The organism is Paenibacillus cellulositrophicus, from assembly GCF_009363095.1.
Classification (GTDB): Bacteria; Bacillota; Bacilli; order Paenibacillales; family Paenibacillaceae; genus Paenibacillus_AQ; species Paenibacillus_AQ favisporus.
In genome coordinates, this window is the sequence record NZ_CP045295.1 from 2,012,451 (window position 1) to 2,025,434 (window position 12,984).

Below are 12,984 nucleotides of genomic sequence, written 5' to 3' on the forward strand. Positions count from 1 at the left end.
CCGGTTTACCGCAAGCACCGATGGAATCCACGGCCTTGCAGGCACTGCCTGAATTTATTATGGGTTGCTTTGACCGTCGGTCGCCTCTTTCTTACCTTTCGGAACGCCGTCCAGTCCGTACACTTCGTCATAAGCGTCGAAAATTTTGCGCGCGATCGGCGCGGCGCTCTGCGAGCCGAAGCCCCCTTCCGGGATCATGACCGCAATGGCCAGAACCGGATTTTCCTTCGGAGCAAAAGCGATAAACACCCCGTTATCGATCAGCTTGCCGCCGACGCTCTGGGTCGATGTCCCCGTCTTCCGGGCAAAGCTGTAAGGGAAGCCTTCAAAAGAGGAGACGTCACTCTTCATCCCGCGCTTGATTTCATCCCAGTACGACTGGTTGAAATTGATGGTGTTCAGCACTTCCGGCTTGAATGTCTTAAGGATGTTGCCTTTGTCGTCGGTGATCTTGCTGACGAGCTGCGGCTTCAGCCGCTTGCCTTCGTTAGCCAGCATGGCGGCGTATTGGGCGAGCTGCAGCGTCGTGTATTTCCCCTGCTGCCCGAAGGAAGCATAGGCCATGGCCGCCTGGGCTGAACCGGCTGCTTTAACATCCATATACTCCTTGCGGCCCTCCCATTCACCTGGCAGACCACTGCCCGTGCTAACCCCAAGGCCAAACGAAGTCATGTAGCTGTCCCATACTTGGATGGCTTTGGAGCCGTATTTTTCATACAGCTTTTTCCCGATTTCGTCGACCATAAACGCGTTGGACGATTTTTCGATCGCACGCGCCGGGTCCATCCCGCCGTACACGTGGCCTTGGGAGTTCTGTACGCGGGTCTGGTGGCCTTCTTTACCGAAGTATGCCGCACCCGTGTCGTTATAGTAGGTGTTTGTTCGAATCAAGCCTTCCTTCAGTCCGATCAGGACGCTAAGCGGCTTCATCGTGGAACCGAGCAGCACGACCGATTCCGGATGGCTGCCGGATTTACCCGGGTTAAAGGAACGGATCGTGCCGTTCTGGTAAATGTTCTTAATATTATCCCAGTTCTCCGGCGAGATGCTGCCTGACTGCCACACGTTCGTATCGTAGTCCGGCATGCTGGCCATGGCGACGATGTTGCCCGTCTTCACCTCCATCGCGACGGCGAATCCCGTCGTGGCGTTCGGATGCAGCTTACCCGAAACCGGATGCGAGTGGAGCCAGCTCAACTGCTCGGTAATGGCCTGCTCCGTCTGCAGCTGAACTTCCTTGTTGATCGTGCTGTAGATGTTGTGCCCTTTCTCCGGTGGCACGATATCCTCCACGCCCTCCGGCATGTTGCGGGGATCGATCGGCACCTTCTTGTATCCGTTCTTGCCGCGCAGATCGTCCTGATACATCAGCTCCAGGCCGTCGTAACCGACAAACTCGGGCTCGGTGTAAATCAGGCCCGGATCGGTCTGCGCATCGCCGCTGCGCTGCTGCTCGTCGATCGTCTTGTACTTGGTCAAGCTTTTGGATCCCTTAAAGGTCCGGATGTACCCGATCGTCTGCACCGCCACGGTGTCGGGGTCATAATGCCGGATGCTTTCCTCTTCGATCGCGATACCCGGGAAATCGGACTTATGCTCCGAGAAGTAGGCGATTTCCTGATCCGACAAATCCATCTTGATCCGGCGCGGTGAATAACCCGAATATTTCTTGTAATCCAGATCCATTGCATCTATGATATCCTGCTTGGTCATTTTCTCGCCGTTCGGATCGCCGTATTTATTGAACACTTCCAGCAGGTCTTCTGCCATTTTTTCGGCTTCCGGACGGTTTTTCTTCCCGTTCTTCTCGCTGTAATCCTTCATCAAGGTAAGATACAGCGACTGGGTCGGCGTGGAATAAGCCAGCTTCACGCCCGAAGCGTCGTAAATTGTTCCCCGGACCGGAGGCAGCGGCACATCCTTGACGATGTTGCTGGACTCCTTCTCCGTCAGCGTCGGCCCCTCCACAAACTGCAGAATGGCGAGCCGGATAATGATGACACAGAAAATAATAAACGTACTGAAAAAGAACAGGTTAATCCGCAGGTTAAAGCTGTTTTTCCCTTTCTTCGGACCTTCCTGCGCATGGTCCGTCGCATAGTCGCTCATCAGCATTCCTCCTTCCTGTCTGACCTATGTAAAACGACTTTTATTATTCTAGCATAAAAGGCATGCATTCGACATCTTTCGCTCTTCCCCTGGGTTGGGACATAAGAATGCTGTTACTTTTTTAAGAACAACAGAAAAAGACCGCCCGGAAAATCGGGTCGGTCTTCATCCAATATATACATATGAAAGCATGGTTCTATCGGAGCGGACATCAGTGAAGCTGCTAAGCCGAATGGCCGTTTTTTCGAACGGTCTTAGGGGTTCACAGCCTGCTTGTTTTTCTTCGGCACCCCGTCGAGTCCGTATTCCTGGTCATACGCATCGAAAATTTTGCGGGCGATGGGAGCCGCGCTGTATGCGCCGAAGCCCCCTTCCGGAATGACGACGGCGACGGCCAGCTTCGGATTGTTCCGCGGAGCATAGGCGATAAAGACGCCGTTATCCCGGTTGACTCCATCCGACGATTGCTGCTGGGACGTACCGGTTTTCCTGGCAAAGTCATATGGGAAGCCGGCGAATGCCGATTTTACGTCGGTGTTCATCCCCCTCCGCACAAGATTCCAATACGATTTGTCAAACTCATCGGTCTTGTTCAGCACCTCGCGCTTAAAGGTTTGGATCACCTTGCCGTTCTGGTCGGTAATCTTGCTGACGATCTGCGGCTTGATCCGTTCCCCCTCATTCGCCAGCGTAGTGGCATATTGGGCGAGTTGAAGGGTTGTATACTTGCCTTCTTGGCCGAAGGAAGCATAGACAAGGGATCCTTGGGCGCTGCCTGTTTGCGGAAATTTGCCGTTTTTGTCGGGCATATATTCCCTGTTGCCCAGGTACTCATTGGGAAGATCGATTCCCGTCGATACGCCTAAACCGAACTGCTTCATATATTTATCCCAGACGTCGACGCCCTTGTTGTATGCGCCGCCCGCGTTAATATACTTCTTAAACAGCCTGTCGCCGACCATCTCTACCATAAAGGCGTTCGACGAATGCTCGATGGCCTCAGCCGGGGTGCGGAGATACCCGTAAGCATGGTTCTGCGAGTTCCGTACAGCTTTCTTTTCTTTGCCGAAATACGCAATGCCGACATCGTTATAAGGCGTCGTCGTCGAGAACAAATGCTCCTTCAGTCCGACCAGCACGCTCAGCGGCTTCATTGTAGATCCGAGAAGCAGCGTAGACTCCATGTTGTGGCCTGATTTACCGGAGGAATAAGGAGTAATTGTTCCGTTCTGATAGTTGGTCTGGATCTTATCAAAATCTTTTGGAGAAATCCCTCCATTCCCCCATACATTTGTGTCATAGTCCGGCATGCTGGCCATGGCCACAATTTTACCGGTATCCACCTCCATGGCAACGGCGTATCCCGTCAACGCATTGGGATGCGTTTCACCAGACACGGGATTGTGATGCACCCAGTCCAGCTGGTCCATGATCGCCTGCTCCGCCGTCTGCTGCACCTGCTTGTTGATCGTCAGCCAGACGTCGTTCCCCTTCTCAGGCGGGACAATCTCCTCGACACCGTCAACAATGTTGCCCGGCGTTACCGAGACCACTTTATACCCGTTTTTGCCCCGCAACTCTTTTTGAAAGGACATCTCAATGCCGTCGACCCCTACCAGCTCATCCGGCGTATAGACGAGTCCGGGATCCTTCTGGTCTTTGCGCGCCTCGTCATACTCTTTTAACGACTCCGTATGCTTGAAGCTTTTAATATATCCGACCGTTTGTACTGCGATCGTATTCGGATTATACGTCCGCTTCGATTCCTCAATAATTTCAATCCCCGGAAATTCGGATTTACGCTCCATGAAATAGGCGATCTCCCGCTGTGATAAATCCATCTTGATCCGGCGCGGATAATACCCGTGTTCTTTCTTGGAGTCCAGGTCCATCGCTTCGATGACGTCTTTCTTCTCGATCGGATCGCCCAATCCGTTAAAGACATCCGCTATTTTTTGTGCCAATTGCTCCGCTTCCTTGCGGTTCTTCCTGCTTTTTTCCGTCGCGTTGCTGTAATCCTTCTGAAGCGTTATGTACAGCGACTGTACCGGCGTTGAAAAAGCCAGTTTCGTTCCGGTCGCGTCCAAAATATCTCCACGGGCAGGCGGGAGCGGAATATTTTTCGTGTTTTGCCCGGTTTCTTTCTCAGTCAGCGTATCCGCTTCGACGAATTGTATGACGGCCAGCCGGATAATAATGACGCAAAATATGACGAAGGTGCTGAAAAAAAACAAATTCACCCGCAAGTTAAGCCCGGACTTGGGCTCATTGTCCTTGTCGCCTTTCACGTTCCTTCCCAAAAAATTGTTCACCGATCTCCCCACTTCCTTGCACTCATCTCAAACTGGAAAACATTCCCCATAATTTTAACATATCCGTACAGTGAGGAGAATGATAGGAAAATGATAAATATACGATTACTGGCTATCGTTATGACTCATGCTAAGTCGGCCGTTCATCGTTCGGATTCTCGAATGAGGCGGGAAATTATACCTGAAGTCGCTGCCAAGCATACGGAGGAGTTGAAAAGACAGGGCCAGCATCCATCGGGCAGGGGGATGTCAACTGCTGGCATTTCCCTGTTGCAGGGTGAGCAATAAAGCGCGGGGATCCTGTATCATTTGTATAAAGCAAGCCATTTGCGCAAATTTCGTTTCATCATTTCCCTGTAAAATACGGGCTCCATGATTTCGGCTTCCGCCCCATACTGGGACAGCCAGCTTATAAATTCAACCACATTGGTTACACATAACTCCACAATCAGACTGCCGTCCCGGCTCTCCGCCATTCGCATCGGGGGAATAAACGCCTCGGTTTTGAACATACTCGCCATCCTGGGGGAGATCCTGATTTTAAACTGTATTTGGTCTTGCTCGTGCTGCTCATGATAAGGATCCAACAACTCTTGCTGAACATGCATATGTACTTTGACGAATACGTCATCTAAAACTTCTACCTGCTGAAAATTGCTAAGAGGGTAAATTTGGATAATCCCTTCCGAATGGCTCCGGCCGACCAGATAAAAGCGATGCTTCCAAGGTACGAGCCAGTAAGGATCGATTCTTCCGGACTTCCGCTCCCGGCGATCAGAAAGAACGTATTCCGCCTGGATCGTATGCTGGGACAAGGTGGCCATGAGGATCGGGATGAGAAACGGCGGCTGATCCCGTATCGCTGCCGCAGACTTGTCCGCCGATGTCATTGCTTCTTGCTGCTCTGTTACCGCGGAATCTGCTCTTCGCTTATGGTTCGCCGCCATGACTTTCTCATATGCACTTTCAAACGCTGCGGGCAGGATCGGTTTAATCTGATTCATAATGGAAGGAAGCGCCGCGAAAGCGGACGTTTCCTCTTCCGTCCAATCCAGCGGATACAAGGCAAAATCCCCGATGAACCTGTACCCCTTGCCATGCCCCTGATGGGTAATCGGAATGTGCATGGCGCTCAGGGCATCCATATCGCGATATATCGTCCGCTCGCTGGTGCCGCAGCGCTCCGCAAGCTCCCTGGCCAGAATGCCGGGCTTGGCCTGAACCAGGGTGATAATGCGCATTAGTCGGATCAGTCTGTCTGTCATGTGGATTCTCCTAGCTCGTATAGTAAATTAGACTCATATCTCAACTTCCGAAGTAGTCCATTCGACTTGTAGCAAAGTGAATCCTGCTTTCATGTTCCAAAGACCATCCCCTTCGTTTTTGCTATTTTTTCTTGAAAAATATGTACTTGAAATGGCAGGGTATACATGCGACTCCTTACCCGTTTCTGACCAAAGAAGTATTCCTATTCATGTAAGTTCCTACATAGTGCTCGCTGAGCTGGTACAGCATGTCGGCCTCGGCCAGCAAACGGCCGTCCGCGTTCCGAGCCGCGCTGATCAGCAGCTCGTCCCCCTTGCGGCGGAGCACCCATTCCCCATGCTCAATATCGCCGAATTCGAACAGCCTGATGGCTTCCTTGACTACTCCCGGTGTTTCCAGAAGTTTCACATGCTTATGGACGTGAAAATCCTCCGGCTGACGCAAAAGCCCCATGTGATACGTGTAATTCATATAAAGTTCTTTGACGGGGAGCTCCTTGATTCGCTCCTTGTTCCGCTCCTTGTAACGCCACTGGGCCGAGATAACGCCGTGAAGACCTGGACTTTGCGGCTCAAGGGCAAGCTCGATAGCAAAGAACTGCTTGACCCCGTCCTGCAGATGCCCAAGCGGCACGATCAATGAATGATTCAGTCCTCTTCTTGCCTTTGCCCCGTAAATACGCAGCAAGGTCACATGCGGTTCCAGCCACAAGTGCAGCTCCACATCCCGAGCGATAAGCTTAGGGGAGGTTCGCCTCCGGGCAGGACGCAGCGTACCTCCGTACCACTCGACTAGTAGAATAGCCTTATTCATTCCGCTGGCAAAAATATGATTGCGGTTCCATGTAAATTGATCCTGTATACCTGACAGCATGGATGTTCACCCCTATCTTAATTCATCGTCTTTATATCGTACCAATATTGGCTGACAGCATCTTGTCACGGAACATACGTTCGCATTCATATATTTGTAAATAATATCACAACATTCCACTATTTTCTACCTGATTCTTCCTTTTTTTCGAGTAAACCACTCCCTTTACCGCGGCTTTTTCACTTCAATGCATCTTTATGTAAAAAGTCCTACAATTTGTCCTAAACTAGTATAAAAGAACGAAATTGAAATAAATGTCGAAACGTGTAGTGTAGATTCAAAGCGGTAAACTTTTTTTATCGACATTAATTTCGCCCATGCGAAAAAAGACCCAGAATCTCGAAGGATTCCAGGTCTTTTGCGTGTTGAAATATGGTATTATTTAGACATTAACTGACAATTGCATTCATTTTGGTTTCGGTTGGACCGGCCGTTTCGCGGATTTGGACAGGTGCATACGTAACTTTGTCAATCCACAGCTCCTTGCCCAAAGGCTCGCCGTTAACGGTAATCATAATCTTTTTATATTGTTGTTCTGTTTCACGCATCATTCATTGCTCCTTTTCATGTCGTATATATTCGTATATTTGAGAGGGCTTCTTCTATTCCTGGGACTGGCTCTTCTGTCCGCCTTTTGGTGCGTCATCCGGCTTCCTTTTTCATTTACCCGCTTTGGGCGCCATTTGAAACCGGTCCGGCAAAAATGGACGAAAGTGGAACTTATCCGCCGGTTTTCGAGTATATTCTATGGACGGCTCCGGCCTGTCCTGCGTGATGGACAACCCTCACTTTCTATAACTCTATGCAGGAGGTTGTTGCTTTATGAACCGGAACTTATCGCTGATCCGCCTATTATGCGCGGTGATGATTGTCATATGCGGCGCGATGCTGTTCAAGACTTCCGCCAAAGCAAATTATTTCGACGATTTTTATAAAGGGGTGGAGACGTTCTCCGGCCTCCCCAGCGAAGTCAACCGGCTGAAGGAGAGCTACCGGGAAACCTTGGACGACCTCGACCGGGCTCAAGCCGACGCGAAGCAGTACCAGGAGCAGAACGCCGAGCTGATGGCGCAGAACAAGGAGCTGTCCGAAACCGTTCAGGCGCTGCAGGAAACCAATCAGGCCAGGGCAGCCAGGGAGCATAAGCTGAAAGTCATGCTGGTCACAGTGGTTGCTCTTGCCGCCGGGTATTTTGTTTTTATCCGCATTATGCGGTACTTCATGCGCAGAGCAAACCGGATCTAGTGACAACCCGAGTCCGAAGTAGGAGGAATTGCCATTGAATCTGTCGATACTGGAACATGCAAGCCCGGACAGCGGACAAGCCGTGACCTTCCTGCTGGAACAAGGGGAAGAGATGCACTTTCTGCATCCGGAGCAGATCATCGCCTACAGAGGACCGTCCGACGGGCGGAGCGACCGGCTGATGAACATCAAGGGGATGTACCGGAAGAAAAAGCTGATTCAGGCGGATATGCGGGGGAGCTGCAGTTTTACCGCAGCGCTGCCTCCCGGCTACAGCGTCAAGCCGATTGAGCTTGCCGGCGGCAGCGATTTGCTGTACGACCTGCGGCATTTATTTTTTTACAGCTCCGGCATCACTATGAAAACGCGGATTCTGAGCGCGAAGAATATGCTGATTACCCGTGACGCCGTCAAGGTGAAATTTGCCGGGAAGGGCACGATCGGCGTCCTGACCGAAGGCATGGTCCTGGAAGCGGAGCTTCATCCGGACGAGCCGCTGTACGTTGACGCGGGAAGCGTGATCGCTTATCCCGAGAATGCCAAGCTCGACCTGACGGTTTACGGCAATACGCTGGCCAGCCAGCACATGAATTATCATTTTAAAATGACGGGTGTGGGCACGGTGCTATTTCAGGCCGGACACCGGAGCAGCCACCTGGAGAAGGAAATGAACAACGATGGGCTGATCAAGCGGGTGCTGCGGGAGATCATTCCGTTCGGGGGAGTTTTTATCAAGTAAGGGGTATACGGTTTGCCTGAATCTGACATATAATCTCCTTAAACATTCCGAACGAAAGAGGACCTGACATGTACATAGCCGATCCTTCTTGAGTTCAAACACCAGGAGGTAACATGTCCGTTCAAACGATGACCAAGACTTCGCCGCCAAGTGGACAGCAGCCGCTGACGCAGCCGGATATGTCGGCCACGGTCTACCGGATCCTCATCGCCATCAGTTTCGTGCATCTGTTTAATGACTCGATCCAATCGGTCATCCCGGCGATCTTCCCGATTCTGAAGTCGTCCATGCACCTGACCTATACGCAGATCGGGATCATTTCCTTTGCGATCAACTTTACGTCCTCCATCATGCAGCCGGTGGTCGGATGGTTCGCCGACCGCAAGCCGACGCCCGCGCTGCTCCCGATCGGGATGGGCTTCACCTTCACTGGAATGCTGCTGATGGCCTTCGCCACAACCTATCCGGCTGTGCTGCTGGCCGTCGTGTTTGTGGGCCTGGGCTCGGCCGCCTTTCATCCGGAAGGCTCGAGGGTATCCCACATGGCCTCCGGAACGCGCCGCGGGCTGGCCCAGTCGATCTTCCAGGTCGGCGGCAACGCCGGGCAGTCCCTGGCTCCCGTGCTGACGATGTGGATTTTCATCCCGCTCGGCCTGTTCGGCTCGATCTGGTTTACCGTCGTCGCCGCTGCCGGCATTGCGGTCCAAATTTTTATCGCCAGATGGTACGGCAACCGCCTGCGCACCGGGGCGTACCAGAAGAAGAAACCGCAGGCGCGCCAGCTGCGGCCGGAAGTGCGCTCCCGCGTCCGTTTCGCGATCGTGCTGCTGGTGCTGCTCGTGTTCGTCCGTTCCTGGTACAGCTCGTCCATCAGCACGTTCTTTTCATTTTATCTCATGGAGAATTTCCACCTTTCCGTGAGCGACGCGCAGGTTTACATCTTCCTGTTCCTTGCAGCCGGTGCCGTCGGCACGTTCTTTGGCGGTCCGCTGGCCGACCGGTTCGGCAAACGGAACATGATCTTCTGTTCGATGATCCTTGCTGCTCCGCTGGCCATCCTTCTGCCATATGCGAATCTGTTCTGGTCCGGCGTGCTGCTGGCCATCATCGGCCTGATCGTCTTCTCCAGCTTCTCGGTGACGGTCGTGTATGCGCAAATGCTGTTCCCCGGCAAAATCGGAACCGTCTCCGGCCTCATTACCGGCCTGGCTTTCGGGATGGGGGGCCTTGGCGCACTCGTGCTGGGTAAATGGACCGATATCGTGGACATTACGACCGTTATGCAGATATGCAGCTTCCTGCCGCTGCTTGGCATTCTGACTTATCTGCTTCCGTCCGACAAGCTGCTGAACCGGTGGTCCGAGGGAACGGAAGCCTGATCAGAGTTGTTGCGCGTCCAAGCGATTCATCTGCAAAAAAGGACCGCCCTGGGCTTTATAATAAAGCCTGGTGGCGGTCCTTTTAGGTTGCCGGCCCTATGCCTCACCATCCGGCTGCTCCGAGCGCAGCTTGGTCACAATCCGTCGCTTCCTGTACAGCATTTTTCCGGCTTCGGCCACATCCTCAATCGTGCCCTTGTTGCTGATGGAGCCGAATAAAATCCCGGCAATCGGCACGAGCTGGAACAGCTTTTTCCATCCGAAGCTGTCACGGTACGTCTGCACCACTTCCCGCCAGCCCTGAATCTGCGACATGACTTGGGCCGGCGCGTGGTCTACGTCAAACTGACCAAGCTCGTCCAGCACCGCCTTTTTGCCGACGATGTCGGCCGATGCAAACTGCAGGCACTTGACGATAAACAGGCGCTCTTTCTCATCCCTCGGATCGTATCCGTAACAAACGGCGATCTCCTGCAGCACCTTCAAAGAGAGGCCCAGCACCGCAGGGATGTCGATGGCCAGCGTCAATACGCCGCCGATGCCCGTTGTCGCCCCTTGGGCAGCAGCAAGCTTGGCGCGGCTCGCGGTGAGCTCATCCGCCACGCTGTCCATGACCGCAAGCGGCAGATTCGCTGCCTCGGCGAGCGTCAGTCCGGCTCCATCCCCGCCGTCATGCCCATCCGCCGGTTCCGGCGCTCTGCTTCCCTCCGGACCGCTTCCCATAAGCGAATGCGTCCGCTCAAGCCGCTTGAGAATGGATCTGCGCTGCACCAAATACTGCCCGCCGGTCTGCAGAAACCGTCCGACCTCGCCAAGCCCTTCGGCCAGCTTATCCTGAATCACTTTCGGCGTCAGCCGGTCCAACAGCATAAACGGCAGCCGGCTCCATTTTTCCCAAAACCACGCGCTTTTCTGATCCTTCTCCCATTTTTCAATCCGCCTTAATTCCTGCTCTAGCTGATCTTTGGTCTCCATCTGTCCAGACACCTCCCAAAATTGGTTGTTCATGTAACACGGTCCCGATACGCCTTCCCCGCGTTCCGGCTACCCACATACAAAGATAGGCATGATAAACGAGAACGACCACATGGATGCAGTTGCATGATGGACATCTTAAATCTGTATGCCTTCCCGCTCTTTGAAGCGGCGGATCAGAAACTCGCTGTGCACGTTCGTGATGCCTTCCACCGTCTGGAGCTTCCGCAAATATTTATCCACATGCTCCTGGTCATCCATCAGCGCATGGACATGCAGGTGCGGGCCGCCGCTCATCTGGTAGACGCTCGTGATTTCCTCATCCGCAAGCAGCGTTTCGGCAACGGTCTCAAGCAGGTTCCACTCCACTTCGATCAAGAAATACACCGACATGCTTTTTCCGGCCTTCAGCGGGTTGACAATCACCGTAAACTTATCGATGATTCCCTGCTCCATGAGGCCATTGACCCGTTCCCGCACGGCAGCCCGCGTCAGGTTCACAAAACGGCCGAGCTCGGCATGGCTGAGCCTGCCGTTATCTAGCAGATGATCCAGAATCATATTATCTTTTTCGTCCAAGTGTTTGAATTGCATGGCTTTCTTCCTCTCCCGGCATAAGCTTCATCGCTTCGTTGTATTTTACATTGTAAAAATATAATGCATTAATATCGTCCGTTTGTATGGTTAATATTATACAAACGGTGTATAATGAATCCGTTCCACGGCATCCGGATGCGATAAGCCCCGTGTTTTTAGTGTACAGGGACACGGCGGAAGAGCGCAATCCGGACTCTTATTTTCTGACACAGGCAGGTGTACTCATGTGATTACGTTATCTTTGGAAATTCTGCTCATCTCCGTTCTGGCCGGCATCGTCGGATCGGTGCTGGGTCTCGGAGGCGGCATCATCGTCACGCCGGCGCTGACGCTTCTATTCGGGGTCAGCATCGAGCATGCCATTGGCGCCAGCATCATATCCGTCATCGCCACTTCAAGCGGCTCCGCCATCGCATACATCCGCGACCGGATCACCAATATGAGGGTCGGGATGTTTCTGGAAATCGCCACAACCATCGGGGCGATCACCGGGGCGTTTATCGGCGGCATCATCGCCCCTAATCTGCTCTATATCATCTTCGGGCTGCTGCTCATCTACTCCGCGTTTAATATGATCAAGAAGAAGAGCGAAGTTGCCGCCGGTGAGGTCAGCATGAGCCCGGCTGCCAAGAAGCTCCGGCTTGAAGGAAGCTATTATGATAAAGCCATCAAGCAGGACGTCCCTTACCATGCCGGAAACGTCTACGGAGGCTTCTCCGTCATGTACGGCGCGGGAATCGTATCCGGCCTGCTCGGCATCGGCAGCGGCAGCTTCAAAGTGCTGGCCATGGACGTGTTCATGAAGCTTCCTTTGAAGGTCTCGACCGCTACCAGCAACTTCATGATGGGCGTGACCGGGGCGGCCAGCGCGGGAGTCTACCTGCTGCGCGGGGATATCGATCCGCATATCGCCGGACCGGTGGCTCTCGGCGTTCTGGCCGGAGCGACCGTCGGTGCGCAAATTATGCAGCGCCTCAAGAGCAAGACGATCCGCCTGCTGTTCATTCCGGTGCTGGCGTACGTAGCCGTGCAGATGATTTTGGAAGGAGTGGGACTGACGAAATGAGCGAACCGAACGAGCAACGTCAAGAGCGGCAACAGAAAGATATTTTGGAGGTGGAGCTGGCCGTCAGCCGCTGGCTCCGGGTCGGCGTCGTGCTGAGCGCAGCCGTCATCATCGTTGGATTGGTGCTCTTTTTTATGGAGGGAAGCAGCGGATACCCCGGCAGCTCTTACCCGCACAGCCTCCCCGATATTGTGAGCGGAATCGCGTCATTCAAGCCTTACGCCGTCATCACGGCCGGATTGATCCTTCTCATTCTGACCCCTGTACTGCGCGTCGCGATCTCCATCTGGGTATTTGTGCGCGAAGGCGACAAGCTGTATACGGGGATTACCACCCTGGTGCTCCTGATTCTGATCATCAGCTTTATCCTGGGAAAAGCCTGAACCTCCGGCATTCCAAAAAGCCCTGCTTCTTCGCAAAGAA

The 12,984-nt window shown here is 53.2% G+C and carries 12 protein-coding genes; 5 read left to right on the forward strand and 7 right to left on the reverse strand.

Translation table 11 applies throughout. From position 1 onward, the window contains the following. Positions 1-57: 57 nt before the first annotated feature. The 5 genes from GCU45_RS09240 to GCU45_RS33750 all read right to left on the reverse strand — a co-directional run bounded on the left by GCU45_RS09240 (position 58) and on the right by GCU45_RS33750 (position 7,111). Positions 58-2,109 carry a peptidoglycan D,D-transpeptidase FtsI family protein gene (locus GCU45_RS09240; RefSeq protein ID WP_152398715.1) on the reverse strand — a complete coding sequence of 684 codons (2,052 nt, stop codon included), beginning with the start codon at positions 2,107-2,109 and terminating at the stop codon, positions 58-60. A gap of 254 nt (positions 2,110-2,363) precedes the next feature. Next, on the reverse strand, positions 2,364-4,421 hold the full coding sequence (locus GCU45_RS09245) for a peptidoglycan D,D-transpeptidase FtsI family protein (protein WP_425281273.1): 2,058 nt from the start codon (positions 4,419-4,421) through the stop codon (positions 2,364-2,366). A 305-nt stretch (positions 4,422-4,726) separates the two neighbouring features. Continuing rightward, positions 4,727-5,686: a helix-turn-helix transcriptional regulator gene (locus tag GCU45_RS09250; protein ID WP_152398716.1), complete on the reverse strand. Its 960-nt coding sequence runs from the start codon at positions 5,684-5,686 to the stop codon at positions 4,727-4,729. Between the two features lie 175 nt (positions 5,687-5,861). After that, complete coding sequence (locus GCU45_RS09255) at positions 5,862-6,560, reverse strand: hypothetical protein (protein WP_152398717.1); 699 nt, start codon at positions 6,558-6,560, stop codon at positions 5,862-5,864. 389 nt (positions 6,561-6,949) lie between these two features. Further along, the gene (locus GCU45_RS33750) at positions 6,950-7,111 is read right to left on the reverse strand and encodes a hypothetical protein (protein ID WP_167527104.1); all 162 of its coding nucleotides are present in this window, start codon (positions 7,109-7,111) and stop codon (positions 6,950-6,952) included. A 271-nt stretch (positions 7,112-7,382) separates the two neighbouring features. Here GCU45_RS33750 and GCU45_RS09260 point away from each other — a divergent pair, with 271 nt between their 5' ends. From GCU45_RS09260 to GCU45_RS09270, 3 genes are all read left to right on the forward strand, one after another. Beyond that, positions 7,383-7,805: an MreC domain-containing protein gene (locus GCU45_RS09260; RefSeq protein ID WP_152398718.1), complete on the forward strand. Its 423-nt coding sequence runs from the start codon at positions 7,383-7,385 to the stop codon at positions 7,803-7,805. A 112-nt stretch (positions 7,806-7,917) separates the two neighbouring features. Continuing rightward, complete coding sequence (locus GCU45_RS09265) at positions 7,918-8,544, forward strand: AIM24 family protein (RefSeq protein WP_152402927.1); 627 nt, start codon at positions 7,918-7,920, stop codon at positions 8,542-8,544. A 113-nt stretch (positions 8,545-8,657) separates the two neighbouring features. Next, complete coding sequence (locus GCU45_RS09270; protein WP_152398719.1) at positions 8,658-9,923, forward strand: MFS transporter; 1,266 nt, start codon at positions 8,658-8,660, stop codon at positions 9,921-9,923. A 96-nt stretch (positions 9,924-10,019) separates the two neighbouring features. On the opposite strand, the gene GCU45_RS09275 is transcribed toward GCU45_RS09270, so the two are convergent. Then, positions 10,020-10,898, reverse strand: a complete 879-nt coding sequence (locus GCU45_RS09275) for an EcsC family protein (RefSeq protein WP_244364494.1) — start codon at positions 10,896-10,898, stop codon at positions 10,020-10,022. Between the two features lie 138 nt (positions 10,899-11,036). Next, positions 11,037-11,492 carry an Lrp/AsnC family transcriptional regulator gene (locus GCU45_RS09280; RefSeq protein WP_152398721.1) on the reverse strand — a complete coding sequence of 152 codons (456 nt, stop codon included), beginning with the start codon at positions 11,490-11,492 and terminating at the stop codon, positions 11,037-11,039. 229 nt (positions 11,493-11,721) lie between these two features. Here GCU45_RS09280 and GCU45_RS09285 point away from each other — a divergent pair, with 229 nt between their 5' ends. Further along, on the forward strand, positions 11,722-12,561 hold the full coding sequence (locus GCU45_RS09285) for a sulfite exporter TauE/SafE family protein (protein ID WP_152398722.1): 840 nt from the start codon (positions 11,722-11,724) through the stop codon (positions 12,559-12,561). Beyond that, a complete protein-coding gene (locus GCU45_RS09290) occupies positions 12,558-12,944 on the forward strand; it encodes a DUF1634 domain-containing protein (RefSeq protein ID WP_116234098.1) in 387 nt (128 codons plus the stop codon). The genes GCU45_RS09285 and GCU45_RS09290 overlap by 4 nt, the downstream gene beginning before the upstream one ends. Positions 12,945-12,984 lie beyond the last annotated feature (40 nt).